Consider the following 25,647-nt stretch of genomic DNA (forward strand, 5'->3'; position numbering starts at 1 on the left):
TAGAAAAATTAGTTGCCAGCCGCTGCCAGTACTCGCCGCCAGTCGGGGTTGAAGCAGAGGCTGATCTGCATATTCTCGTTCAGTTCGGGGCGGCCTTCCTGAGGCAGCTGCACAAACTGATTGAGGTAGCCGATTTCGAGCGAAGAGGCTTTACTGATCTGATAGCCCACGCCGGCATACGCCCGGTTCTGCTGAAAGAGCCGGCCGTTGGATTGATGCCCAAAGCCGAGGAAAATTTCATCGGCTACCACGGCAAACGGCACGCCGCTGGTCAGTTCGCGCCCAAGCAACGGTATCGTCAGGCGCAGTTGGTAGCGCAGGCGGTTGAGGTAAGTGAAATCCTGGCCGGGGCGGAGCTGCACCCAGCGCTGTTCCAGCCGGTAGCGCTGCTGCAGCTGTACCCGGTTCTTGGCGTCGCGGAGCTGCAGTTGCTGGTAAAGCCGGTGCTCCGGGCCGGTAGCGCCGGCATAGCTGTCCTCGGCCACGTTCTGCGAGTAGGCGTAACCGCCCGTCAGCAATAAGTTATCGGTGGCATAGTACGTAGCCCCGCCTCGGAATACGTTCTGGTAGCCCAGCTCCGAGGTGCGGGTCCGCAATACCTGTACCTCGGTGTGCAGACCCCAGCGCTTGCTCAGGCGGGCATCACTCAGCAGCATAAGCCAGGTATTCTGACGAAGCCGGGACGAAGAAGGGGCGGAAAGCTGCTGGGCCGTGCCCGGGTGCAGCAGCAACATCAGGCTCGGCAGCAGCATCAGGCCCCGTTTAAGCAGGGTAGATGTTTGCATAGAGTAATGTTACCGAATTGTTGCCTGTGTTACCTAATTGTTAATGTTAAGTTTTAAGTAGTTCTCGGTGAATGCTGTACAGCGGCGGGCGAATGTGCTGAGGAGACGAAAAGAGAGGCCATATATCACAGCCCGTTCTGCTTTTTGGTGCCCCGGATGGCCTGGGCTTCCAGCGGGTTTTCGGGCCAGTAATGCTTTGGATAACGGCCGCGCAGCTCCTTCCGCACCTCAAAGTAGCTGTTGGTCCAGAAGCTGCGCAGGTCGCGGGTAACTTGGGCGGGGCGGTAGCCGGGGCTGAGCAGGTGCAGGGTAAGCGGCACGCGGCCCCCGGCCACCATTGGCGTATCCAGCAGCCCGAACACTTCCTGCAGGCGCACGGCCAGTACCGGGGCGGCCGGCTCCGAGTAATCCAGCCGAATGCGGGAGCCGGTGGGCACCTCCAGGTGCGAGGGAGCCAGCCGTTCCAGTTCCTGGCGTTGTGCCCAGCCATTGGGCAGCTGCCCCAGCAGCGCCTCCTGAAAATCAACCCGGCCCAGTTCCGCCATCGATTTTATGCCGGTCAAGTAGGGCCCCAGCCACTCTTCCAGCTCCGTGAGCAGCACCTCGTCCGATACAGCGGGCCAGTTGTCGGGAAAATGATGATGGAGAAACGCCAGCCGCTCCCGGAGCTGCTGCGCGGCCTCGCTCCACGGCAGCCGCGCAATCCCGCCCGCCCGAATGGTTCCGAGCAGTGCCGCCGTAATGGTGGCGGGCTCAGGGTTGGGCAGGTTGGTGTCGGAGAGAACAAGGGCCCCGAGGCGGCGCAGGCGGCGGGCCGTAACACGGCCGGCGGCCTCATCCCAGCGCACTTCATCCTGCGTATCCATCTGCCCGGCGAAATGCGTTTCCAGCTCCTGCCGGCTCAGCGGGGCCGCCAGGCTGGCCCGGGGCTGGGCGGCAATACCATCCAGGGCGGCCACGGCAAAAAATACATCCTGCTGCCCGAAAAACTCGGCCGGCAGGGTGGCCCGCTGCCCGCTGATGAGGCGCACCCGCTCCGGGGTTTCGCGCTGAGCCAGCCGGTCGGGGTAAGCCAGGGCGGCCAGCAGCCCGGCTACATCGGGCTCAATGGTGCCTTTAGCCCCGGCCCGGCTACGGAGCACGGCGGCGGCTTCCCGCACCCGGCGCATCCCGGCCCCATCGGGCTGCAGGCCCGGTAGCGGGGCCCGCCCGGTGCTCAGTGCCTCCAGCCTCAGCCGTAAATCGGGTGGCCCGAACGACCCATCGGCGGGGCGCAGGATGTCGCGCTCCGTGAGCAAAGCGGCTAAGGCGCAGGCCGTGGCTCCGTGCCCGATTTCCTGCCCCCGTACCACCAAGTGCGCCAACCGGGGGGCCAGCCCGAGGCCTGCCAAAGCCCGGCCGTGGGCCGTGGGCTGCCCGTTGGGCTGCAACGCCTGTAAGCGCACCAGCAACTCGCGGGCCTGAGCCAAAGCCGGGGCCGGTGGCGCATCCAGCCAACGAAGAGCCGTGGCGTCGTAGGCTCCCCACAAAGCCAGTTCCAGAGCCAATGGGCTGAGGTCGGCGGTGAGAATTTCGGGGGCGAGGTGGTGGGGGAGGGCCTGGTATTCGGCTTCCGTCCAGAGGCGGTAGCAGGTGCCGGGGCCGAGGCGCCCGGCCCGGCCCCGGCGTTGGTCGGCGGCGGCCTGGCTCACGGGCTCGGTGCCCAGGGTAGTGAGGCCGGTGCGGGGCTCGAAGCGCGGCACGCGGGCGTAGCCGCCATCCACCACAATGGTTACGCCTTCAATGGTAAGGCTGGTTTCGGCAATACTGGTGGCTAGTACCACTTTGCGCCGGCCGGCCGGCGCTGGTTGGAGAGCGGCGTCCTGCTGCTCGGCCGGCAACTCACCATGCAGCACGTGAATATCGATGTACTCGGGCAGGCCGGCCAGCTTATCGGCCACGCGACGCTGGTCGGCCAGGCCGGGCAGAAACACCAGCACGTCACCGGTAGCGTGGGTAGTCAGGGCTTCGCGGATGATGGCGGGCGTGAGGTCCTGGAGCTTCTCGTGGGGGCGGCTGGAAACGGTGGCGGCGCGGCGTGGGCTCAGGTAGTGGGTTTCCACCGGAAACATGCGGCCCAGGCTGCGTACCACCGGCGCCCCAAGCCACTGGCCCAGCCGGTCAGCGTCCAGTGTGGCCGACATTATCAGCAGCCGCAAATCGGGCCGCAGCACCTGCTGGGCATCCAGGGCTAAAGCCAGCCCCAGATCGGCCTGCAGGCTTCGCTCGTGAAACTCATCGAACAGCACAGCCGCCACGCCTTCCAGGGAGGGGTCGTCCTGCAGCTGGCGGGTCAGAATCACCTCCGTAACTACCTCAATGCGTGTTTTGGCGGATACTTTACTTTCCAGCCGCATGCGGTAGCCTACCGTCTGACCCACTGGCTCACCCAGCAGCTGCGCCATGCGAGTAGCTGCCGCCCGGGCCGCTAGTCGACGTGGCTCCAGTACCAGGATGCGCCCTCCGTTGCGCCAGGCAGCTTCCAAGAGGGCCAGCGGTACTACCGTGGTTTTGCCCGCACCGGGTGGGGCCTGCAGCACCGCAGTGGTATGGTTGTCCAGCGTGCGCAGCAGTTCCGGCAGCGCCTCCAGAATAGGAAGCTGCAAAGCGCGGAGATAATCGGGCAGGAGGGTGGGGGCCATAGCAGACGAGTGAGATATGCAGCGGCAAAATTGGCTAAAGCCCCGTCAACTCTCGCCGAATATAGGCAAGCAGACGACGAACAACTACCAGAATAGTAATTATGGAAGGTGTGATAATATTTTTCTTCCGATATGTATAAATTTTAGTGTAAAAAATTACAGATTTGCGCAGTGTGGGCTGCCTGATTTGGCCCGATTCTGTCCATTTATTTCTTCTATTCACTTCATGCTGACACATTTACTCCGTCGCATTTTGTGCGTGTGGCTTTTGGCTGCGTGCGCGCCACTCCTAAGCCTGGCCCAAGGACCGGCCGTAACGGATACTCCCCCACTCCCACAGCTTACTTGGTTCATCAAGCAAGGGCCGGATATGGTGGTGCGCCGTGGTACTGTAGTGATGACCATGGACCGGGACGTGGTGCTGGCCAACGGGGCTCGCATCAGCCACACCGATGGCAAAGTAGAGCTGCTGACCGGAGGCAGTATGCCGTTGCGGGATGGAGAGGCAATGAGCCAAAACGGGGAGCTGGTGGGAAGCCAGCGGGCTCAGCAAATGGGGCTTACTCCGGCGGCCGTCAACATGCGTCGGGACGCCGCTGCTGCTCCGGCCCCTGCTGTTCCGACCTCTACTGCTCCGGTTTCTGCGGCCGTTGCTACTGCGGCACCGTTCACTTACCAGCCACCGGTGCCCGTTGAGGGCAAGCTGAAAGGAGTGGTAGAACTGGGAGCCAGTGGGTTCAACTCTTTCATTATTCGGGTAGATAAGCAGCAGAACTGGAAGCTGGAGAAGGCCGATTTCGGTACCAGTCTGGTATTTGAAAACCTAGCCACCGACGAAGATGTTCGGAAAGGCCTGAAAGGCTACATCGGACAGATGCTGGACTACGGTGTAGGCGGCCGCGACATTCATTTCGTAGTAAGCTCGGGGGCCACCATGGCCGATGTAACCCGCCGGATTGTGCGTACGCTCAAGGAGCTAGGGTACGTGGTAAATACCGTAACTCCTGAGCAGGAAGGCGCTCTGGCCCTGAAAGCGGCTCTGCCCCCCACGTTTACGGGAAAGGCATTTGTGGCCGATATTGGCTCGGGCAACACCAAAATATCGTGGCTGCAGCATGGTATCCCGGCCGCTCTTGACTCGTACGGGGCCAAGTATTACCAAAAGGGCATTGCCGACGAGGCCGTAACCCGCGACATTGTGGATAATGCCCATCAGGTACCCGTTGAGCTGCGCCAGACCTGCTTTATCATTGGGGGCGTGCCTTATGAATTAGCCAAAGCCAGCCGCCAAGGCAAGGAGCGCTACACTGTGCTGAAAGCACCCGCTGCCTATGCCGAACTGCCGGGGGCCAAAATCAAATCGGGCGTCAACATTTACAAAGCCCTGGTCGATGCTACCGGCTGCCAGCAGTTCGTATTCGACTGGGATGCCAACTTCACCATTGGCTACCTGCTGAATATGCCTTAAGCCAGCGTGGCAGCATCTGCATAATCATAATATAAAAAGCACCAGCCGGCCCGAAGCAATTTGGGCTGGCTGGTGTGCTTTTGGGCAGCCGCTTAATAAACCGGCACCGATGGATCTACCTGTACACTCCAGGCATGAATGCCGCCCCGCAGGTTGAGCAGGTTGGTTAGCTCGTGGCGGTGCTGCAAATAAGCCAGGGCCTGCATGGAGCGCACCCCGTGGTGGCAGATGAGCACAGTGGGTCGGTCGGGGTCAATTTCCTCGGCGCGACGGGCCAATTCGCCCAGCGGAATCAGCTGGCTGCCTTCGATGCGGCAGTAGGCATACTCCTCTGGCTGCCGCACGTCAATCAGCTGGATATCCTCGCCGCTTTGGAGGCGGGCGTGTAGGTCGGAGGCGGTGAGTTCGGGGAGCATAGCAGCCGTGGAGAAAGGGAAAGTGCTGTAGAAGCTGCAAAATTACCACGCTACTCAGTAGTTTTGGACAGGCCCACGTGTCGGCCCGCTGCTGCGGAAGATGATGAGGGGCTTTTACGGTTCTTTTGCTGTGCTACAAGCGTTGTACGATTTTTGGACGGCCGCTGCCGGCGGTAGTCCGCTGGAGTGGGTGTCCGTGCTCACTGGGTTTGCCTGCGTGTGGCTGGCGGCGCGCGAGTCGCTCTGGAATTTCCCGGTGGCTATTATCAGCTGTGGCCTGTACGTGCTGGTATATTATCAAACCGGCCTGTATTCCGACATGTTTTTGCAGGGCTGCTTTATTGCCCTGAGTCTGTATGGCTGGTACGGGTGGCTGTATGGCGGCCGGGGCCGCACCGAGCTGCCCGTGACGCGCACCCGGCGCGCCGAGTGGGTGGGTGGGGCACTGTTTGCGGCGGCTTACACGCTGGGCGTCGGCTACCACCTGCAGCACCACACCGATGCTGCCCTGCCCCACTGGGATGCCTTCACCACGGCCGGGAGCTTGGTGGCGCAGTACCTGCTCATGCGTAAGCGGCTGGAAAACTGGTGGCTCTGGATTGTGGTGGACATCATCTACGTGCCTATTCTCTGGTACAAGCACCTGTATCCCACCAGTGCGCTGTATGTCCTGTACCTGGGGCTGGCCGTGTACGGGTACTGGGAGTGGCGCCGGGCCATGCGGCAGGAACAGGCTGCCTTGCCGGAGGCGGTGTAAGCCGTATATTTCGTTCTTCACTGCTGATTATTTCCCCCCTTACGTGCTGCGCGTTGCCCTTACCGGACCCGAATCGACGGGTAAAACTACTCTGAGCCGCTTGCTGGCCGAACATTACACCACCACTTGGGCCCCCGAATACGCGCGTTATTACCTGGAGCAGCACGGTCCCGGCTACACCCTCGCCGACCTGGAGCGCATTGCCCGTGGCCAGCTGCGGGCCGAGCAGAATGCCATGCAGGCCGCGCAGCTGCAGGGCCGGCCCATCATATTCTGCGACACGGATTTGCTGGTAATTAAAATCTGGGCCGAACATGCCTTTGGCGTGTGTCCGCAGTGGATTCTGGAGCAGATTGAGCAACAGCAGTACGATTTGGTGCTGCTGCTGAATGTGGATTTGCCCTGGGAGCCGGACCCGCTGCGGGAGCACCCGCACCACCGCCAGTATTTCTACGATTTGTACCTGCGCGAGCTGCGGGAGCAAATGTCCAACTTCGCCGAAATCAGCGGCGACCTCACTGAGCGGCTGGAGCAGGCTTGCTTTCACATAGACACCCTGCTGGGCAAAACCGGCTACTGGCGGGCTCCGGCCAGTCTGCGGGTTTAACCTTCGGGGCCGGCTTGCCGTTGGGGAGGCTGGTTGCCAATCCCTCCCATATGCTCTATACCCTCGAAAATGAACTGTGCCGGGTGGCCGTGGACACCCACGGGGCCGAGCTGCACAGCTTTGTCCGCAAAGATCTGAATGGTCTGGAATACATCTGGCCCGCCGAGGCTGCCCACTGGAACCGCCACGCGCCGGTACTGTTCCCCATTGTGGGCCGCCTTCCGCAGGATACCTACCAGTACCGCGGCCAGGAGTACCGCCTCACCCAGCACGGCTTCGCGCGCGACCAGGAGTTTCAGCTGCTGCACCAGGGGCCGGCCGAATTGACGTTTGAGCTGCGTGATACCGAGGCCACGCGCCAGCAGTATCCGTTTGCCTTTGCCCTGCGCATCAGCTATCGGCTGGCGGGCCCCACGCTCACCATTGGCTGGGAAGTGGAAAACCTCGGTGCCGATGAGCTGCTGTTCAGCATTGGCGCGCACCCGGCCTTCCGCTGCCCACTGCTGCCCGAGGAAACCTTCGAGGATTATGAGTTCGTGTTCGACCAGCCCGTAACTTTGCACCGGCATTTGCTGGATGGGGGGCTGCTCACGGGCCACACCGCGCCCGTGCTGGAGCAGCAGACCACGCTGCCGCTCCACTACGCGCTGTTTGCACAGGATGCGCTGGTGTTTAAGCACTTCGATTTCACCCACCTCACGCTGCGTAGCCGCCGCTCGGGCCGCGCGGTGCGGGTGCGCTTCGATGGGTTTCCGTACCTGGGCCTCTGGACCAAAGGGCCCGGCGCACCGTTTGTGTGCATTGAGCCCTGGCACGGCATTGCCAGCGCCACCACCGGCTCCCGGGAGCTAGCCGATAAAGAAGGCATTCTGTATTTGCAGCCCGGGCAGCAGTTTATCACCTCGCATAGCATCACCGTTGAGTAACCACTTCATGACCTCCGAAATTACCATCCGCCCCATCAAGGCGGCCGAAACCTACCCACTTCGCCACGAAGTACTGTGGCCCCAGGAATCCCTCGATTACGTAAAACTGAATCAGGACGAGCAAGGTCACCACTACGGCGCTTTCCGCAACGGCAAGCTCGTATCGGTGCTGTCATTGTTTATGGACGGCAGCGTGGCCCGCTTCCGCAAATTTGCTACCCGCCCCGATTGCCAGGGCCAGGGTATCGGCTCCCAGCTGCTGCGCCAGGTACTCGACGATGCCCGCCAGAAGGGGGCCCAGCGCATCTGGTGCGACGCCCGCGCCGTGAACGAAAACTTCTACCGCGCCTTCGGTCTGGAGCCCGAGGGTAACCGCTTCTACCGCGGCACCATTCCCTATATCCGCATGGCCAAGGACCTGTAGGTGGCAGAGCTGAGAATCTAGAGCTCAGAACTGAGAACAAAGAAGTGAGAGGTGAGCCCTTCGTTCTATCGGCACGTTGCCAGAACGAAGGGCTCACCTCTCACTTCTTTGTTCTCAGTTCTAAATTCTACAATTCACACCTCCACTGGGCGCCGCCGGTTATAGTCCGGCTCCCAGTCGTTGATGGGACGGGAAATACCGGGCGGCAGGTCGAAATCGGGCAGGCCGTCGTCCAGCGGTTCGCCCCCGTCGTCGTCACTATCAGGGGTGGGCGGGTGGCGCTGGCGGCGGCGCGGGAGCATCAGCAGTACCCCGGCAAATATCAGCGCAACAAGTAGGTAGAGTATACTGGAAACGGTCATGACAGGGAGAGCTGAAGTGCAACATCAAACCGGAAATCAACTGGTGTCACAGCAAGAAACGGAGGTGCAAGCCGGGTTGTTTTGGTTGGGTCGGTTTTTCTTTGGGTGAAATTGAGGGTTAGCTAATTTACCTGATTGTCAGGAAATAAAGTAGCCTTTTGCCGATCAATAACTCCCGCTGTTTGACCGGATACCGCGGGAGGCTGCCGGGCAGTTACGGCGTGGACTGTCGGCCGTGTATTCGGTGCCAATCAGGAGAATTTTGGGCCCGGTGCCGCAAAAACCAGACTCCCGCTTACCTTTGCCGCATAGTTTAGGGGTGCCCTCCTGCACAGGATGGCTGAGATCATACCCATTGAACCTGCCCGGGTAATGCCGGCGAAGGGAACAAACGATCCGCGAACGAAAAACCTTAGGGTGCCGACCCCTGGCACCGGGTCCGTTCCATCTTTTTCATTTTTCACCAGTGAAAAATTTTGTAGTAACCGGAGTAGCCTTGCTGGCCGCTACCGGTGCGGCATGGGCGCAAGGCCCCGTGTCGGGCGCAGTGCTGGATGCCCGTACGGGTGTGGCCCTGCCCAATGCCACCGTATTGTTGGACGGCGTAGCCGTGGCCGCTTCTACGGATGGTTCCTTCACGCTGCCGGCCGTGGCCGCGGGTGTGCACGAGCTGCGAGTCACATTTGTGGGCTACGAGCCCCTGGTGCAGCGCCTCGAAGGCCAGACCAGTCCGCAACAGCTGCGCCTTACGCTGCAGCCCGGCGGCGTACTCACCGGCGAGGCGCTGGTAACGGCCTCCCGCGCCAATGAGCGTACCGCTACGGCCTACACCAACCTCAGCAAGGAAGATCTGGCTAAGCGCAATTTCGGGCAGGATATTCCTTACCTGCTCGACCAGACGCCCTCCGTGGTGGTGAACTCCGACGCCGGCAACGGCGTGGGCTACACCGGAATTCGGGTGCGGGGCACGGGTATAGAGGGAATTAACGTGACGGTGAACGGCGTGCCGCTGAACGATGCGGAAAGTCACGGCGCGTTCTTCGTGAACCTGCCCGACCTGGCTTCCAGCACCAGCAGCCTGCAGGTGCAGCGGGGCGTGGGCACCAGCCAGAACGGCAGCGCTGCCTTCGGGGCCAGCATCAACATGAGCACCCTGGAAAGCCGGCAGCAGGCTTACGCCGAAAGCCAGAACAGCTACGGATCCTTCAATACCTGGAAAAACAACGTGCAGTTCGGCACCGGCCTCATCAACGGCCGCTTCACGGTGGATGGTCGCCTGTCGCGCATCAGCTCCGACGGCTATATGGTGCGCGGGGCTTCGGATCTGAAATCGTACTACCTGGCTGCCGGCTACCAGCAGAAAAATACCCTGCTGAAGTTTATCACCTTCTCGGGCCGCGAGAAAACCTACCAGGCCTGGAACGGGGTACCCGAGCCCGCCCTCACCCGCAATGCCGCCGGCCTGCAGCAGTACGTGGACAACTACGAGCTGAGCCCCGAGGATGCCGAGCGGGCCCTGCGCGAAGGCCGCCGCTACGCCTACTACACCTACGACAACCAAACCGACAACTACCAGCAGAATCACTACCAGCTCCACCTTACCCAGGGTCTGGGCCGCAACTGGAATATGGCCGCCGCCGCCCACCTCACCCGGGGCTTCGGCTACTACGAGAGCTTCCGCGCCAACCGTAAGCTGGCCGATTACAACCTGCCCGACGTGGTGCTGGGCACCGCGCCCAACACCACCGTCATTAAGCGCACTGATCTGGTGGACCGCAAGTGGCTGGATAACTACTTTTTCGGCGGCATCTTCGCGCTGAACTACCAGCCTACTGAGGGCAAGGTGCAGGCTACGCTGGGCGGGGGCTGGAACCGCTTCCTCAACGACCACTACGGCGAGGTAATCTGGGCGCGCTACGCTTCCACGGGCAACATCCGCCACCGGTCGTACTTCAACGACGCCACCAAAACCGACTACAACGCCTACGCCCGCGCCATCTGGCAGGCTGCGGAGAAACTGAGCGTGTATGCCGACGTGCAGGTGCGCCGCATCAACTACGAGCTGGGCGGCATTGAGGACAAGCAGGTGCCCGTATCGGCCAAGGCCAACTACACCTTCTTCAACCCCAAAGGAGGCCTTACTTGGCAGCTTTCCGATTACCAGACGCTGTACGCCAGCTACGCCGTGGCTCACCGGGAGCCCGTGCGCTCCGACTTCACCGACCGTCCGTTGTATGACGCCGGTCCGAAAGCCGAGCAGCTCCACGATCTGGAAGGCGGCTACCGCCTCAACCGCACCGTGAACAACCAGGTGCTGCGGGCCGAGGTGAACGGCTTCTATATGCGCTACCGCAACCAGCTGGTGAACACCGGCCAGCTGAACGACGTGGGCACGCCCTTGCGCACCAACGCCCCCCGCAGCTACCGGGCCGGCGTGGAGCTGACGGGCGCGTACCAGCCGCTCACGTGGCTGAGCCTGAGCAGCACCCTCACCCTGAGCCGCAACCGCATTCTGGACTACCGCGCCGTTACCTACGACAAGGACTACAACCCGGTCATTGCCTCGGAGGGCCGCACCACTACCATTTCCTACTCGCCCAGCGCCGTATCGGCGCACACGGTGGAGGTGATGCCGGTGAAGGGGCTGCGCGCGGCCCTGCTCTACAAAACCGTGAGCCGCCAGTACCTCGACAACACGGAGTCGGCCAATAAAGCCATTGCCGCCTATCAGGTGCTTGATTTGCGCCTGCGCTACACCGTGCAGCCCCGGTTTATGCGCGAGCTGGAGCTGGGCCTGCTGGTAAACAATCTGCTCAACCGCGAATACGTGGCCAACGGCTACACCTATGGCTACCCCGATGCCACCGGCCAGCAGCTCACCTTCAACTACTACTACCCCCAGGCCACCTGCAACTTCCTGGCCTCGGTAGGGGTGAAGTTTTAAGATGGGTTGGCGGTTTATGACCCGCCATTTATTAGGACGTCATTCCGAGCAGCGCGAGGAATCTCGCGTGCCGACGTTGCAATGGTAATCTGAGGTCAGCACGCAAGATGCTTCGGCTGCGCCTCTGCATGACAGATACTCGCTAACGTCAGCACGCGAGATTCCTCGGTCCCTGGCCTGATACGCCACATGCTCGGAATGACGACTTCGTAAACTAAAACCACTTCATTGTCAGGATTTTTTGCGAATAGATTAGCGAAACGCTATTTTTCGGCATACGCTTTGTAACGAAGCGGCAGTGAATTTCCCGACCGGAAATCTGCCTTTCGGTCGTTTTGTGGGCGTAGCGTTGTATGAGCCGGCTTCTGGCATTCCCGGGCCATCCGCTCCGCCCTCCGAAAACCCTGACTGGTCCCCTTGCCGGTCAGGGTTTTTTGGTGCCCGGAACCCGGGACCGGGCCTGCCGGTTGTCCGTAGTGGAATTCCTATCTTTGGGCATCATTCCCACCCACTTACTATCATGTCTTCAGAAACCGACGTACTGTCCACCAAGGCCCAGGTGCAGCGCAACAAAGGCTCCCTGAATGCCGCCGGCTTCACCGATTACTACGACATCGACGAGCTGCTCACCGAGGAGCACAAGCTCATCCGTCAGAGTATCCGCGACTTTGTGAAGCGCGAAATCAGCCCCAACATTGAGAAGTGGGCCCAGCAGGCGCACTTCCCGTCGGAAATTGTGCGCAAGTTCGGCGAGGTGGGCGCGTTCGGCCCCACCATTCCCACCGAGTACGGCGGCGGCGGCCTCGACTACATCAGCTACGGCCTCATCATGCAGGAAATTGAGCGCGGCGACTCCGGCATGCGTTCCACGGCCTCGGTGCAGGGCTCCCTGGTGATGTTCCCCATCTACCAGTACGGCTCGGAGGAGCAGCGCCGCAAGTACCTGCCCAAGCTGGCCTCGGGCGAGTGGCTGGGCTGCTTCGGCCTCACCGAGCCCGACCACGGCTCGAACCCCGGCGGCATGACCACCACCATTAAGGACATGGGCGACTACTACCTGCTGAACGGGGCCAAGCTCTGGATCAGCAACTCGCCCCAGAGCCAGGTAGCCGTGGTGTGGGCCAAGGACGACAACGGCCGCATCCGGGGCGTCATCGTGGAGAAAGGCATGGAAGGCTTCACGGCCCCCGAAATTCACAACAAGTGGAGCCTGCGCGCCAGCATCACCGGCGAGCTGGTGTTCGACAACGTGAAGGTGCCCAAGGAAAACATCCTGCCCAACATCGACGGCCTCAAAGGTCCCCTGAGCTGCCTCGATTCGGCCCGCTACGGCATTGCCTGGGGCGCCATCGGTGTGGCCATTGATTGCTACGAGTCGGCCCTGAAATACTCGCTGCAGCGCGAGCAGTTCGGCAAGCCTATTGCCGGCTTCCAGCTGCAGCAGAAGAAGCTGGCCGAAATGATTACCGAAATTACCAAGGCTCAGCTGCTGGTGTGGCGTTTGGGTATGCTCAAAAACGCCGGCAAAGCCACCTCGGCCCAGATTTCGATGGCCAAGCGCAACTCGGTGGAAATTGCCCTGCACATTGCCCGCGAAGCCCGCCAGATTCACGGCGGCATGGGCATCACGGGCGAGTACCCCATCATGCGCCACATGATGAACCTGGAGTCGGTGGTAACCTACGAAGGCACCCACGACATCCACCTGCTCATCACCGGCGCCGACATCACCGGTATCCAGGCGTTCAAATAAACCGCCGCCCGCGTATCTTCAAACGGCCGTTCTGCTGGGCAGGGCGGCCGTTTTTGTATAAATACACCTATGAATATTTCTTAAGTATGGGGATGAGAATGACACTCAGGAAGGTCAGCAAGGTGGAGTTGCGTGAGTTGCTGATCAACCCTGATGGTATCTTTGATTTTATTGATAATGATGTTACGCAGGGCCAAGAGCTGGATTTAGACAAAGCGTGGCATGGGCTGCATTTCATGCTGACAGGTACTGCTTGGGAAGGAGCAGAACCGTTAGCCTATTTACTGGCCGGCGGCCATACTATCGGTAATGATGAAGAACATGACGTAGGCTATGGGCCAGCGCGTGGCCTAACCGACATTGAAGTCAAGCAGTTTGCCAATGCGCTTGATACGATAACACAGGCAGAATTTCAGGCCCGTTATAACAGTGCGCGGATGGATGCTTTGGAAATCTATCCGATTGGTTGGAGCCAGGAGGCAAATCCACAGGAAATGGTAGAGTGGATGACCAGCAGTTTTATACAGATGACAAAGTTTGTGGGCGGTGCGGCGGGTGAATCGGCTGCTTTGCTCATCTACCTTTGAAAAGTAAAAAAAGCCCCAAAGCATGCACTTCGGGGCTTTTCCAGGCAGAGAAAAATAAGGTTATTTCTTCTCCAGATAGTAAATCGTCTGGCTGAAGACGGTGTTACCGCCGCTGATTACGTCGCTTGGCGACACGTTTACCAGGCGCCAGCCGTCGGCGGTGTACTGGTTTACGGCGGCCATAGCGGCTTTGTGTACTTCCGTCATGTTGGCCGCCATTTGCTTGGCGCTGAAGCGGCTGAAGTCAATTTCCTTTACTTGCTCCTTGCCATCCGGCGACACTGTAACGATGCTGGCTTGGGCGTTGAAGCCCATCGACACGCGGGAAATAATCATCATATAGCCGCCGGCAGCTACGGTAGTTGTAGGTTCTGCAAATGGAGCAGAAGTAGCAGCGGGAGCAGCTGCGGCGGTGCTCAGTAACAGCGCCAGCAAAATCATGCGGGTTTTCATGGGTACGCGTAGGAAATAGGGAGAGAGAAAAGTGAACAGCGGCTAAGTAGCAAAATATGAGCCGATATTCAGTCCTCCTTATATAAGATGCCTCCCTCCGCTACCTACCGCAGCTCGTCAAACGCATACTGCCCGGTACTCCAGAACTCATCCAGGGCCATGATGCGCGGCTTAAAGAAGGAAATCAGCTCCGGCCACTGCTCCCGGTTAAACAGGTTGGCGGGGCGTAGCTCCTGGTAAATGCGGCTAAAGGGCTGCCCGTTGGCATCCACGGCATCCGGCTCCCAGGTCCAGGTTTCGCCGGTGGCTTCTTCCAGCATCGGGCGCACCTCCCGAAACTGCTCGAAAAACAGCTCCCGCAGACCGGCATCGGGGTGGGTGAGGTCGATGCTGATGGTGGCGTGGCGGTTATCGGCCTGCATGCGGAAATACACGTGCTTGAGGCCGGTTTTGTAGTTAATCCAGTTGGTGGGCACGCCTTCGGCTGAGGGCACGGGCTGCATGTATTGCCCGAAAGTGGTCCAGAAAGCCTGGCGGAGTTGGGTGACTTCGTTCTTGCTGTACATCGTAGCGCAAAAGTACGGGCTGGCGCGGCCCGTGGTTCGGTAAGCTAACTACGGGGTGGAATGATGCGTAAACCCGCGCCAACGTGTAATTTACGGCCTCAACCCAACTTGCTTCGCCTATGTCTGCTCCCGCCGCTGGCCCCCTCGTACTGCTTGAATGCCTCGTGGCCGGTACTACCCACCGCGAGGGGCTGCGTGCCTTCGAGCCGCAGCTGCAGCCTAACCAGCCGCTGGCCCTGCAACGGGAACCCGACAGCTCCTACGATGACTGGGCCGTGCGCGTATACACTACCGGCCCGGATGCCTTCTGGCTAGGCTACCTGCCCGAGGGCCACAACGAAACTGTGGCCCGTATGCTGGACGCCGGTTTCCCCATCACGGCCCGCCTCACCCACAAAGCCTGGGAGGAAGAGTGGCTACACCTGGAAATTGAAGTGCTGCTGGCGCGGTAAGTGGTGGAAAGCTGTCATTGCGAGCAGCGCGAAGCAATCCTTCCTTCACGTGGCACGAAACGCTGACCTACTCAAAAGTCCTTGCGCTTAGTGTAGAAGTAAAGGCTTTTCAGCTTTTCACAACTCATCTCGCTGAACAGGAAGGATTGTTTCGCCGTGCCTCCTCGCAATGACCCGGCACAACTTCCCCTTTCACAATTTCACCGCTCTACCCCAACGTATCGGCCAACGCCAGAATTTCCTGGCGGGCATGCTGAATTTCGGGGGCGTCGGGGAAGGTGTGCTGCACCCAGTGCGTGAAGCCGCTTACCATTTCGCCCACGGCCTGGCGGTTGCTTACCGGTGCCGCCTCCATCGTCGATTGTTCTTCTTCCGAGAGTACCGGAAAGGCATCTTCCAGCCCAATCCGGCTCATTACATCCGACACGAATACCATCCCGCATACCTGCATGCCCTGGTAGAGCTGCACCAGCTCGGGCATAGTGAGGGTAAGCTGTTCCTGCGCCCGCACCCGGCCTAAATGCTCAATCAGCGGCTCCAAAGCAGCGGGCTGCAGATTCGGTAGCTGCGCCACGGCCCGCAGAAATGGGTGGTCGGCGGTATTGGGCAGGCTGTGCACCAGCAGCAGGGCCAGCCGGAGCATCTGGAGCTGGGGCTCGGCCAGGCGGAGGTTTGCCGCCGGGAGGGCCGGCGCGGGCTGCGCGGCCAGTACCTGCGCAAACGCTTCCTCAACCAGCAGGCGGTGCAGCCCCAGCGAGGCCACACCCACCGGAGCGGCCACTTGTTCTTCCAGCGTAGTCAGAAATGCGCCGCTCAACTCCAGACAATAGGTTTTGAGGGAATCGAGCTGGGCAGCATCAATGCCCATTTGCTGCTGCACATAGGCCAGCACCGGTACCGCCAACGACGTATCCAGCGTCAGACGGCCCAGCAGCAGCAAATGGTACAAAGCCAGCGGCTCCGTGCGCAGCTGTTCCAGCAGTTTCTGATGGGTTTGAATCTGGTTCAGCACCTGTACTTTGCGGGAGTTCAGGCTTGTCAGAGCGGCTAATGCTTGAGCTTCGGGGCGGCTCAGCAGCTCAGCCGTGGCCATGCCGTGCAGACTCAGGCAATGCGCCAGTTGGTCATAGAAATCGGATGGTAAGGCATCAAGCCAGGGTGCAGCAGGCATAGGAGAACGAGGGCAGATGAGGCCGCAAGTTACGCGCTGTTGCCAACCCGTTGCACTGTTGTAAACCCATATTTGCTAATTTTGTTAGTAAATATGGATAATGAGTAATATTTTTTGCTAAAAAAGGCACCAACGCCGGCCCCAAAGTGTTACCTTTCGACACGCTGAACTACTCATTACGCTTATGCGCGAACCGTATATGACCGGGAGCAACGACCACATGGACGCTTCCGAAAAGGACATTGACAAAGCCCTGCGGCCGCTTTCATTCGATGATTTCACCGGCCAGGGTAAGGTAGTCGAGAACCTGAAAGTGTTTGTGGCCGCGGCCAGGCACCGCGGCGAAGCCCTTGACCACGTGCTCTTGCACGGCCCCCCCGGTCTGGGTAAAACCACTCTCTCGCACATCATTGCCAACGAGCTGGAGTCGGGCATCAAAATGACCAGCGGCCCGGTGCTTGACAAGCCTTCCGACCTGGCCGGCCTGCTCACGAACCTGGAGCCCAATGACGTGCTGTTCATCGACGAGATTCACCGCCTGAACCCAGTGGTGGAGGAGTACCTGTACTCGGCCATGGAGGATTACCGCATCGACATTATGCTCGATTCGGGTCCGAATGCGCGCTCCGTGCAGATTTCGTTGTCGCCGTTTACGCTCATCGGGGCTACTACCCGCTCGGGCATGCTCACGGCCCCGCTGCGGGCCCGCTTCGGCATCAGTTCCCGCCTGGAGTACTACGATTCCAAGCTGCTGACCAGCATTGTGCTGCGCTCCGCCGAAATTCTGGGCACGCCCATCTACGAGGATGCGGCTTTCGAAATTGCCCGCCGCTCGCGTGGTACCCCGCGTATTGCCAACAATCTGCTGCGCCGCACCCGTGACTTTGCCCAGATCAAAGGCACCGGCACCATCACCCGCGAAATTGCCGAGTTTGCCCTCAACGCCCTCGACGTGGACCAGAACGGCCTCGACGAAATGGATATCCGCATCCTGAGCACCATCATCGACAAGTTCAAGGGCGGGCCCGTGGGGCTGAGCACAATCGCCACTGCCTGCGGCGACGAGGCCGAAACCATTGAAGAGGTATATGAGCCTTTCCTCATCCAGGAAGGCTTTATCAAGCGCACCAGCCGCGGCCGTGAGGCTACCGAGCTGGCCTACCAGCACCTCGGTCGGCCTATGCCCCAGCACCTGCGCGGGAATACAGCCACGGGCGAGCTGTTCAGCTAAAACCACATTCTGTCATCCTGAGCACAGCGAAGGACCTTATCCCGTTTGAATCGTATCGTTCAGATGGAATAAGGTCCTTCGCTGTGCTCAGGATGACGTATTTTTGTCGTTCGCCTATTCAACCGCCATGCTGCCCACTGCCCACTATACTGCTTTCATCAAACGCCGGGCGGCGGAGCTGGGGTTTATGTATTGCGGCATCAGTAAGGCTGGCTTTCTGGAAGAGGAGGCGCCGCGGCTGGAGAACTGGCTGAACCGCAACATGAACGGGCAGATGGCCTACATGGCCAATCACTTCGATAAGCGCCTCGACCCGCGCCTACTGGTGGATGGGGCCAAATCGGTCATTTCCCTGCTGTTGAACTACTACCCGCCCGAGGACCAGCAGCAGCCCGACGATACGCTCAAAGTCAGCAAGTACGCCTACGGCCGCGACTACCACTTCGTCATCAAGGACAAGCTCAAAACCCTGCTCCAGGATATGCAGCAGGAGATAGGGGAGGTGGGCGGCCGGTGCTTTGTGGATTCGGCCCCGGTGATGGACAAGGCCTGGGCCAGCAAAAGCGGTTTGGGCTGGGTGGGCAAGAACAGCAACCTCATCCGGCCCGGCACCGGCAGTTTCTTCTTCATTGCCGAGCTGATTGTGGACCTGGAGCTGGACTATGATGGCCCCATCAAGGACTACTGCGGCACCTGCACTAAGTGCGTGGACGCCTGCCCCACCCAGGCCATTACCGAGCCCTATATGGTGGACGGCAGTAAGTGCATCAGCTATTTCACCATCGAGCTGAAAGACCAGATTCCGCGGGAAGTGAACGGGCAGTTTGGTAACTGGGTGTTCGGCTGCGACATCTGCCAGGACGTGTGCCCCTGGAACCGCTTCGCGAAGCCCCACCAGGAGCCGCAGTTTACGGCCCACCCGGCCCTCAAAAACCTCACGCCCGGCGACTGGCGGGAAATTACGCATGAGTTATTCTCGGAGCTGTTCCGGCAGTCGGCGGTGAAGCGCACGGGTTACGCGGGGCTGCAACGCAACATTCGGTTTGTGCTGGGCGAGGAGACTAGAGCAGCGCCCGAAACAGGGGCCACCGAGGAGCCACGGATGTAACCGCCCAAAAACGCCGGAGCCGGACGCTGGCCTGCTGTAGTGGCAGGGGGCGTCCGGCTCCGGCGTGTGGGAGGTAGTGGAAAGGAAAGCGGGAAGTTAAGCGGCAACCGGCTGGCGGAACACGCGGTTCAGCACCCGACGGTACAGTTTGGAGAACTGCTTGTAGCACCAGGCTTTCAATTCAGAAAGCTCTGCAGGCACCAGGTTCCGGAGAGCTTTGCGTAGTTCTTTCTCGAAAAGAATTCGGTCAAAGCTCACTTTGAGCAGGATGGTTTTAGCGTACTCAAGCATGGGTATTGTGGTTAGCGGGTAGTGGGGTAAACAGAACGGGGAAAGGTGGGCAGGCACTTGTACGGAACACTGTAAAAAAGGCTAACAAGTGTTAGAAGTTTTTACAGCGCTTTGTTGAAAGATACAAAAAAATAACTGGTGAATACAAGCAAAGATGTCTCCATAGGCCAGTAGGCCGTACCCGAAGGCATGAAAAAAGGAACGCTGAACACGTTCCTTTTTCTGATGGCAAAGCTCGAAAGCTAGTGTGTACGGAGCGTTTCCTGGCGGTTACTAATACGTGAATACCTGCAGGACGCTTTCCGCTGTAACGGCTTCAATGGGCTCATCGAAGGCTTCGGCGACTTTAGCCAGAAGCGCGCTGGCACTAAGGGCGGGTGTGCCCACATTAATCGGCAGCGTAGAATCGAACGGGACCCTGGTTACGGCACCATTGAGCGTGACGTATTGCGAAATGTTGGTTTCGGTGGTGTACACCACATTCAAGGAGGAGCCGGTCGGGACTATGGCCGTATCAGTGGCGCTAACCCAGCTTTTTACGGTGGCTCCCCGCTGCCGGCGCATCGTGCGGATCTGGGCGGCGTGCCGGGCCTCGGTGGAGTGGGCGCGCACGGTGGTTTCCAGCAGATAGTTATCCGACTGCAGGAAGGCGGCCTGTCCCTTGTACGTTTGCACGCTGGCATCTTCCAGCAGCTGCGCTATTTTCAGGAACGTATCCAGGTTGGTATAGACATCCGGGTACACGCTGGCTTGCGCACCATTGCGGCTACCCGTAAAGTCATAATTGGGCATAGCATCGAGGGTGCTGCCGGCGTTGGTAACCAACTGGCCATACAGTGCAGCATGTTGCGCCTGGTGGCTCTGCATGGTCTGAATAGCCGCTTTGATAGCCGTAGTGCCGAAGAAGGCCGTGGGATTGGCCGGGCCGCCGGGCAGCAGGCCAAGGGCGCGGGAGTAAAACACATTCTGAAGATTTTCCAGCTTCAGAATCAGCTTCAGGGCATCCAGGCGGGTGCGGACGTCCTTTTTGCCGGCTTCTGCCGGGGTAGCGAGGCTGGTCAGCAGAGCGGGCAGAATGGCTGTGCCGGCCTGGCCCAGGCGCGAAAGAGCCGCCCGGCGCGGTGCCTGGGTGAGGGCCGTATTGTCAGTATCGAGAGTAGCCAGCCGAGCCAGCAGATGCAGGAAATCCATAAGAGAAGCAGGCAGAGCTTACGAAAGATTGGTGAGGCCGTCCGTCACGAGCGTAAGCGGAACAATAGGAGCAAGTAGTGCGGCCACTTCCATTGGCGTTTTCACTATGTCCAGCCCATCAGTAGTGCCAATTACATCGGCACCGGCAAAGGAGCCGGGCTGTGCCTGCTCCCGCACAAAAGCGGCGTGCCGGGCCTCTACCGACGACAGTTTGCTTAGCAAGGCCAGATACCCGGCGTCAGAAATTCGTTTGACGGCACCATTGTAGGCGGCCACCCCGATATCTTCCAGCGTCCGGGCGGCAGCATACACCCCCGCACGGGTGGTCAGGGTGAAGGATGAGAAGTTGAAGATGATGGCACCCGGCAGACTCAGGTCGTAGGCATTGCCACCCAGCGCAAACCGCAGAAACTCCCGGTGAATTACTTCATGGTCGCGCAGGTCAATAAAAGCGGCTTTATCCTCGGCGGTGAAGTCGCTCGGAAAGGCATCCACTACCTTCTGGTAGAACGTGGCTTCAATCTGCTCCAGCAGGTAGGCAAAGTTCAGCAGCCCATTATCATTGCTCGAAAAGGTGAGCGAAGCAGTGGTATTGGTGGGCTTGGGGTTGTCGTCGGAACCGCAGCCGGCCAACACCAGTGCAGAGGAAGCGGCCGTAGCCCCGGCTACGCGCAGGAAAGAGCGGCGCTGCAGAGTACGCTCCAGAAAAGATGTAAGGTGCATAGGAAAGGTAATACCAGCCTCCGCCAGACAACGGCAGCTGCATTAGTTCAGCAAAGATAACCTGTTCCGGGAGGATGCCGCTCTGCCCCGAAAGGTTGCACGAAAAAAGGCACCCCCGAAACGGAGGTGCCTTCTCAGCGAAGCGCTTACGCGCGGCGGTTTAGAATGTAGCGGCCGAACGGGCAATGGCTACTACGGTCGTGTTGTCGAGGCCCTCATCGAAAGCTTCGCTTACTTCAGCGGCCGTGTAGGTATTACCACCCACCGACGTGAGGGTGAGGCCGCCCTGCACTACGTTGCCTTCGGCAGGGAAGGTAGCGGCAGGATTTCCAGCACCGTATACTGCAGCCGGGGCACCATTGCTTTCAGCATTGGTAATCCAGCCGAACTGAGAAATGCTGCCGGCCGCAGCGGCCCGGCGCATATAGCGGATGTGCGAAGCGTGACGGGCCTCTACCGAGTGAATCTGCAGGGCAGTGGTCAGGACGTTGTTGGGGTTGCCGGCATCCTTGATTTTGGTAGCTTGGCCTTTGTACGCCCGTACACCGGTGTCTTCGAAAGCCTGGGCAAATGTCAGGAACGACGCGTACGTGGCAAAAGCAGTACCGAAGTTAAAGCTGGCAGGCCGGGGATTGGCGGCACTGCCCAGAGCCGACTTCAGCAGCGCAACGTGCGCCGTTTCGTGGGCCTTAATGGTCTGAATGGCACCCAGCGCAGCGCTGCCGGTGCTCAGGTTTGCCGAGAGAGTAGTAGCCGACAGGGCCTGGGCGTAAAAGTCTTCTTCCAGGTATTCCAGCAGCAGCGCGTAGTTCAGCACATCGTTTACGTTGCTAAGCGTCTGCTGGCCCATGGCTTTATTGAAGGCCGAGCCGATGGCAATGGGCGCAGCGGCCAGGGCCATTTTCTTGCTGATATCACCCAGCGCCGTGAGGGCACTGCGGCGGTGGGTCAGCCGATCCATAATTTCTGGATCAACTTTTTCAATTTCGCGGATTATTTGAAACAGGTTCATATCGAAGGAATGTCAGAATGGGAGTGGGAAGCTTATTTACCTACGTTGTCGCCGTTGATTTTGTCCTTGATGAACGGCTGAGCAGCAGCAAGCACATCGGCTACTGACATTGCTTTATCCAGACCATTATTGTCCACCACGGTGCTGTCGGCGAAGGTGCCGTTGCTGAGCAGGTCGCGGATATAAGCGGCGTGGCGAGCCTCTACCGAAACGATTTTACCGGCAATCAGCAGGTAGTCGTTGGTTTTGATGAGCGAGCCAGCGCCATTGTAGGCCGCTACTCCCAGATCTTCGAACGTTTTGGCTGTGTTCAGTACCGAGCTACGGTCAGAGAAATTAACCTTGCTGAAATCCGGCGTCAGCCCCCCGATAATCTGAGTGGGCGCAGCCGCCGTAATGGCCGCCTTGAAAAAGTCACGGTGAATGGCTTCGTGGCGGGAAATAGCCGTGAGGGCCGTCTTCTCGTCAGCAGTAATGCCGGTATAAGGCGTCGCTACTATCTGAGCATAGAAAGCGGCTTCCAGCTGTTCAAGCGCATACGCGTAGTTGAGTACGCCTACGTCGCCGGAGCCCAGGCTCACCGTGCCCGTCGTAGTAGTGTTGTCGTCATCGTCATCGTCGCAACCAGCCAGCAACAGGGCCGTGGCACCGGCCGTGGCACCGGCGTACATAAAAAAGGAGCGCCGCTTGATGGGCACGAACAGAGGCTTGGCGAATTCCGCTTCGTCGGTGCCGAAGAGTTTGTTATCGGACATGGTGAGAACTGGTTGGGTGAATAAAAACAGAAGGCAATACGAAGCCACCTGCCCGCAGGCAGTTCTTTAAAAAATCCCGGAAATCGAAGGGAAGTGAAAAGAGTAGGTGGATGTGAGAGGAATTACGCGACGGTGTTTAGCATGGATTGGTGAATGCCAAAATCTTGTTAGTGATATTTCTTAAATAGTTGATCTTTATTATGTAAGGTAATTGACGATAAACGCATCGGTAGCGCCCTACATGGGTTTTTCTGTAGCTTTGACGCCCTACCTGCTGCCACTGGCTCATGCGTTTATTTCTCATTTTTTTCTGGGGACTGTTTCTGGTAGCGGCAGTTGGTCAGGCGCAGGTGCCTGCGCCCAGTGCCACTATTGTACTCGGAGCACCCTCATTCCCGGTCAACGAGTATTATACTATCAGCTTTAAGCTGCGCGGCGCGCCGCTGGAGCGTTATTCTGCCTTTCCTGACTTAGAGGGATTTAAGAAGAGCGGCAAATCAAGCACCACCACCACGCGCATTGTGAATGGGCAGAGCTCCACAGAGCTGACAATTACGCAGCGATACGCCGCCTATGCAGAGGGAAGCTACGTGGTAAAGCCCTTCAGCATGAAAATCAACGGCCTCACGGTAGAGTCGGGGGGAGCAACGTTGAAAGTGGGGCCGCAGCAAGCCACCCCGCCACCCGCTGCTGCCAGTCCATTGCAGGGCATCGGGCTGCTGGATCAGCTGTTTGGCAAACCCAAGCCTCAGGAATACGTGGAACCGCAGGATCAGGCGTTTCTGGCTCTGGTGCCCGATAAAGCGCAGCTGTACGTGGGGGAAGGGCTGCATGTAGGGCTGTATTTCTACCTTACGCCTCAGGATCAGGCGGTGCTGAACTTCTACAACTTTGCCAGCCAGCTGCCCGGTATCATCCGGCAGCTGCGGCAGCGCACGGTGTGGGAGGAAAGCTTCGATGAGCAGGAGGTGGTGCCGGAAAACGTGCTGGTGGGCGGCAAGCCGTTTCTACGCTACCGCTTATGGGAGGCGGAGCTGTATCCGCTCAACACGCAGCCGCTGGTCTTTCCGGCCGTGGAGCTGCAGATGCTGAAGTACCGACTGGCTAAAAAACCCGCCGCCGGCCTCGACAACCGTCTGCAGGGCTACAAAACCTACCGCTCGGCAGCCCGCACGGTGCCGGTGCTGCCATTGCTGCCCCATCCTCTGCGCGACCAGGTGCCGGTGGGCAACTATGAGTTGAAAGAGGCTATTGACCGCACCACTTTCCGGACGGGGCAGGCCTTTGCGTACACATTTACGGTGGAAGGGGAAGGCAACCTGGCTACGGTGAACGTGAGTACACCGGCGGCCAGCCCGGCGCTGGAAGTGTACGGACCGGAAATCCAGCAAAGCCTTACGCGTCAGAACGGGCGCGTGGGCGGGCGCAAAAGCTTCCGGTTCCGGCTGGTAGCATTGCGGCCCGGCCCGGTTGCGCTGGATACACTGTTTCGGCTGATATTCTTCAACCCAATCAAAGCCCGCTACGATACCCTGCATGCGGGTGTTCAGCCAGTAGTGCGCGGTGCCCGGCAGGCTACTACAGCTTTCCGTACTCTTCCCGATGATCCTTTTTACCGTGAGGCCCTGTCCGAGGCCGATTCGGAGTTGCAGCCCCGGGATATGTACCGGGATGTACGCCGCTATGCCAACCTGCTGCTGGTAGTGCTACTGGCCGTAGCGGGGGTGGGCTGGTGGCAGGCCCGGCGCTAACGCTAGAAATTGTGAAATAGTCGGTTTTCGGGTGAACTTGCGGCGCGGCCCGGTTGCCGCTGCTTCACCTTTTACCCGTTTGCTGCCATGAATACCTTCGGTTCGCTGTTTCGCATTACCACGTTTGGAGAATCGCACGGGCCGGGTATCGGGGTGATTATTGACGGCTGTCCGGCGGGGCTGCCCATTACGGCCGAGGAAATTCAGGTAGCCCTGGACCGCCGCCGGCCCGGCCAGAGCGACCTGACCACGCCCCGCTCCGAGGCCGACCGGGTAGAGGTGCAGTCGGGTATTTTCCGGGATGAAACCACCGGTACGCCCATCAGCCTCTACATCCGCAACCAGGACCAACACAGCCACGACTACTCCCACATCGAGCACGCCTACCGCCCCTCGCACGCCGACTTCACCTACGACCAGAAGTACGGCCGACGCGACTTCCGGGGCGGGGGCCGCAGCTCGGCCCGCGAAACGGCTGCCCGCGTGGCCGCCGGCGCCGTGGCCCAGAAGCTGCTCGACCAGCACGGCATCCGCGTGAGCAGCTACGTGTCGCAGGTGGGGGCGGTGGCCGTGCCGGTGGGCTATGAGCAGCTGGATCTGGGCCTCATCGACTCCAACCCCGTGCGCTGCCCCCACCCCGAAACGGCCGAGCGCATGGCCGACCTCATCCGGCAGGTGCGCGACCGGCACGATACCGTGGGCGGCTACGTGACGTGTGTGGTGCAGGGCGTGCCCGCCGGCCTGGGCGAGCCGGTGTTCGATAAGCTGCATTCGGAGCTGGGCCGGGCCATGCTGGGCATCAACGCCGTGAAGGGCTTCGAATATGGCTCGGGCTTCAGCGGGGTGCTGCTGTTCGGCTCGGAGCACAACGACGCGTTTTACACCGACGAGGCCGGCCAGGTGCGCACCCGCACCAACCACTCGGGCGGCATCCAAGGTGGCATCAGCAACGGGCAGGACATCTACTTCCGGGTGGCGTTCAAGCCCGTGGCCACCATCCTGCAAAGCCAGCAAACCATCAACGACCAAGGCGAGGCCATCAGCCTGGCCGGCCGCGGCCGCCACGACCCCTGCGTGTTGCCTCGCGCCGTACCCATCGTGGACGCCATGACCGCCCTGGTGCTGGCCGACATGCTCCTGCGTGCCCGCGCCAACCGGGTGTAAGCAACTGCCGTTATACTTGAAGGCCGGCGGCCACCCACGTTGTGCGGCGGCCGCCGGCTTCCGTTTTTC

25 protein-coding genes are annotated in these 25,647 nt (G+C 59.9%); 13 read left to right on the top strand and 12 right to left on the bottom strand.

Features of this window, described 5'->3' with window-relative positions; translation table 11 throughout:
* Positions 1–8 precede the first annotated feature (8 nt).
* Both EI291_RS03005 and hrpB read right to left on the bottom strand, forming a co-directional pair.
* Positions 9–785, bottom strand: coding sequence for a DUF2490 domain-containing protein (locus EI291_RS03005; protein WP_125417818.1), 777 nt, complete (start codon positions 783–785; stop codon positions 9–11).
* 125 nt (positions 786–910) lie between these two features.
* The gene (hrpB, locus tag EI291_RS03010) at positions 911–3,466 is read right to left on the bottom strand and encodes an ATP-dependent helicase HrpB (RefSeq protein WP_125417820.1); all 2,556 of its coding nucleotides are present in this window, start codon (positions 3,464–3,466) and stop codon (positions 911–913) included.
* A gap of 226 nt (positions 3,467–3,692) precedes the next feature.
* Here hrpB and EI291_RS23000 point away from each other — a divergent pair, with 226 nt between their 5' ends.
* Complete coding sequence (locus tag EI291_RS23000; protein WP_205701554.1) at positions 3,693–4,934, top strand: DUF6799 domain-containing protein; 1,242 nt, start codon at positions 3,693–3,695, stop codon at positions 4,932–4,934.
* Between the two features lie 92 nt (positions 4,935–5,026).
* Here the strand turns inward: EI291_RS23000 and EI291_RS03020 are convergent, their stop codons facing one another.
* Positions 5,027–5,350 (bottom strand): rhodanese-like domain-containing protein, encoded by a 324-nt coding sequence (locus tag EI291_RS03020; protein WP_125417823.1) that lies wholly within the window; start codon positions 5,348–5,350, stop codon positions 5,027–5,029.
* 130 nt (positions 5,351–5,480) lie between these two features.
* On the opposite strand from EI291_RS03020, the gene pnuC reads away from it, so the two are divergent.
* Genes pnuC through EI291_RS03040 form a run of 4 tightly spaced genes read left to right on the top strand, consistent with a single transcriptional unit; the run spans position 5,481 to position 8,064 of the window.
* Positions 5,481–6,107, top strand: coding sequence for a nicotinamide riboside transporter PnuC (pnuC, locus tag EI291_RS03025; RefSeq protein ID WP_170172476.1), 627 nt, complete (start codon positions 5,481–5,483; stop codon positions 6,105–6,107).
* Between the two features lie 43 nt (positions 6,108–6,150).
* A complete protein-coding gene (locus tag EI291_RS03030) occupies positions 6,151–6,714 on the top strand; it encodes an AAA family ATPase (RefSeq protein WP_125417828.1) in 564 nt (187 codons plus the stop codon).
* A 50-nt stretch (positions 6,715–6,764) separates the two neighbouring features.
* Positions 6,765–7,640, top strand: coding sequence for an aldose 1-epimerase family protein (locus EI291_RS03035; RefSeq protein WP_125417831.1), 876 nt, complete (start codon positions 6,765–6,767; stop codon positions 7,638–7,640).
* Positions 7,641–7,647: 7 nt separating this feature from the next.
* Entirely contained in the window at positions 7,648–8,064 is a 417-nt protein-coding gene (locus EI291_RS03040; RefSeq protein ID WP_125417834.1) for a GNAT family N-acetyltransferase, read from the top strand.
* 134 nt (positions 8,065–8,198) lie between these two features.
* Here the strand turns inward: EI291_RS03040 and EI291_RS03045 are convergent, their stop codons facing one another.
* A complete protein-coding gene (locus EI291_RS03045) occupies positions 8,199–8,426 on the bottom strand; it encodes a hypothetical protein (RefSeq protein WP_125417837.1) in 228 nt (75 codons plus the stop codon).
* 466 nt (positions 8,427–8,892) lie between these two features.
* On the opposite strand from EI291_RS03045, the gene EI291_RS03050 reads away from it, so the two are divergent.
* The 3 genes from EI291_RS03050 to EI291_RS03060 all read left to right on the top strand — a co-directional run bounded on the left by EI291_RS03050 (position 8,893) and on the right by EI291_RS03060 (position 13,710).
* On the top strand, positions 8,893–11,370 hold the full coding sequence (locus EI291_RS03050) for a TonB-dependent receptor (protein WP_125417840.1): 2,478 nt from the start codon (positions 8,893–8,895) through the stop codon (positions 11,368–11,370).
* A gap of 520 nt (positions 11,371–11,890) precedes the next feature.
* Positions 11,891–13,123, top strand: a complete 1,233-nt coding sequence (locus EI291_RS03055) for an acyl-CoA dehydrogenase family protein (RefSeq protein ID WP_125417843.1) — start codon at positions 11,891–11,893, stop codon at positions 13,121–13,123.
* A gap of 92 nt (positions 13,124–13,215) precedes the next feature.
* Positions 13,216–13,710, top strand: a complete 495-nt coding sequence (locus EI291_RS03060; protein WP_205701555.1) for a YfbM family protein — start codon at positions 13,216–13,218, stop codon at positions 13,708–13,710.
* Positions 13,711–13,770: 60 nt separating this feature from the next.
* Here EI291_RS03060 and EI291_RS03065 read toward each other — a convergent pair whose 3' ends face one another.
* Both EI291_RS03065 and EI291_RS03070 read right to left on the bottom strand, forming a co-directional pair.
* The gene (locus EI291_RS03065; RefSeq protein WP_125417846.1) at positions 13,771–14,163 is read right to left on the bottom strand and encodes a hypothetical protein; all 393 of its coding nucleotides are present in this window, start codon (positions 14,161–14,163) and stop codon (positions 13,771–13,773) included.
* Between the two features lie 104 nt (positions 14,164–14,267).
* Positions 14,268–14,729: a DUF4268 domain-containing protein gene (locus EI291_RS03070; protein WP_125417848.1), complete on the bottom strand. Its 462-nt coding sequence runs from the start codon at positions 14,727–14,729 to the stop codon at positions 14,268–14,270.
* Positions 14,730–14,848: 119 nt separating this feature from the next.
* Between EI291_RS03070 and EI291_RS03075 the strand changes: the two genes are divergently transcribed.
* Positions 14,849–15,181: an HIRAN domain-containing protein gene (locus tag EI291_RS03075; RefSeq protein ID WP_125417850.1), complete on the top strand. Its 333-nt coding sequence runs from the start codon at positions 14,849–14,851 to the stop codon at positions 15,179–15,181.
* Positions 15,182–15,389: 208 nt separating this feature from the next.
* On the opposite strand, the gene EI291_RS03080 is transcribed toward EI291_RS03075, so the two are convergent.
* Positions 15,390–16,352, bottom strand: coding sequence for a hypothetical protein (locus tag EI291_RS03080; RefSeq protein ID WP_125417852.1), 963 nt, complete (start codon positions 16,350–16,352; stop codon positions 15,390–15,392).
* A gap of 184 nt (positions 16,353–16,536) precedes the next feature.
* Between EI291_RS03080 and ruvB the strand changes: the two genes are divergently transcribed.
* Positions 16,537–17,583: a Holliday junction branch migration DNA helicase RuvB gene (ruvB, locus tag EI291_RS03085; protein WP_125417854.1), complete on the top strand. Its 1,047-nt coding sequence runs from the start codon at positions 16,537–16,539 to the stop codon at positions 17,581–17,583.
* 127 nt (positions 17,584–17,710) lie between these two features.
* Positions 17,711–18,691, top strand: a complete 981-nt coding sequence (gene queG / locus EI291_RS03090; protein WP_125417856.1) for a tRNA epoxyqueuosine(34) reductase QueG — start codon at positions 17,711–17,713, stop codon at positions 18,689–18,691.
* A 96-nt stretch (positions 18,692–18,787) separates the two neighbouring features.
* Here queG and EI291_RS03095 read toward each other — a convergent pair whose 3' ends face one another.
* The 5 genes from EI291_RS03095 to EI291_RS03115 form a co-directional block, all read right to left on the bottom strand.
* Entirely contained in the window at positions 18,788–18,982 is a 195-nt protein-coding gene (locus EI291_RS03095; protein WP_125417858.1) for a hypothetical protein, read from the bottom strand.
* Positions 18,983–19,255: 273 nt separating this feature from the next.
* Positions 19,256–20,173, bottom strand: a complete 918-nt coding sequence (locus EI291_RS03100; protein WP_125417860.1) for a ferritin-like domain-containing protein — start codon at positions 20,171–20,173, stop codon at positions 19,256–19,258.
* An 18-nt stretch (positions 20,174–20,191) separates the two neighbouring features.
* On the bottom strand, positions 20,192–20,896 hold the full coding sequence (locus tag EI291_RS03105) for a ferritin-like domain-containing protein (protein ID WP_125417862.1): 705 nt from the start codon (positions 20,894–20,896) through the stop codon (positions 20,192–20,194).
* Positions 20,897–21,056: 160 nt separating this feature from the next.
* Complete coding sequence (locus EI291_RS03110; protein WP_125417864.1) at positions 21,057–21,908, bottom strand: ferritin-like domain-containing protein; 852 nt, start codon at positions 21,906–21,908, stop codon at positions 21,057–21,059.
* A gap of 32 nt (positions 21,909–21,940) precedes the next feature.
* On the bottom strand, positions 21,941–22,663 hold the full coding sequence (locus tag EI291_RS03115; RefSeq protein WP_125417866.1) for a ferritin-like domain-containing protein: 723 nt from the start codon (positions 22,661–22,663) through the stop codon (positions 21,941–21,943).
* 287 nt (positions 22,664–22,950) lie between these two features.
* Here EI291_RS03115 and EI291_RS03120 point away from each other — a divergent pair, with 287 nt between their 5' ends.
* On the top strand, positions 22,951–24,414 hold the full coding sequence (locus EI291_RS03120) for a BatD family protein (RefSeq protein WP_125417868.1): 1,464 nt from the start codon (positions 22,951–22,953) through the stop codon (positions 24,412–24,414).
* An 87-nt stretch (positions 24,415–24,501) separates the two neighbouring features.
* Positions 24,502–25,578: a chorismate synthase gene (gene aroC, locus EI291_RS03125; protein WP_125417870.1), complete on the top strand. Its 1,077-nt coding sequence runs from the start codon at positions 24,502–24,504 to the stop codon at positions 25,576–25,578.
* Positions 25,579–25,647 lie beyond the last annotated feature (69 nt).

It is taken from the genome of Hymenobacter rigui, assembly GCF_003944715.1.
Taxonomy (GTDB): Bacteria; Bacteroidota; Bacteroidia; order Cytophagales; family Hymenobacteraceae; genus Hymenobacter; species Hymenobacter rigui.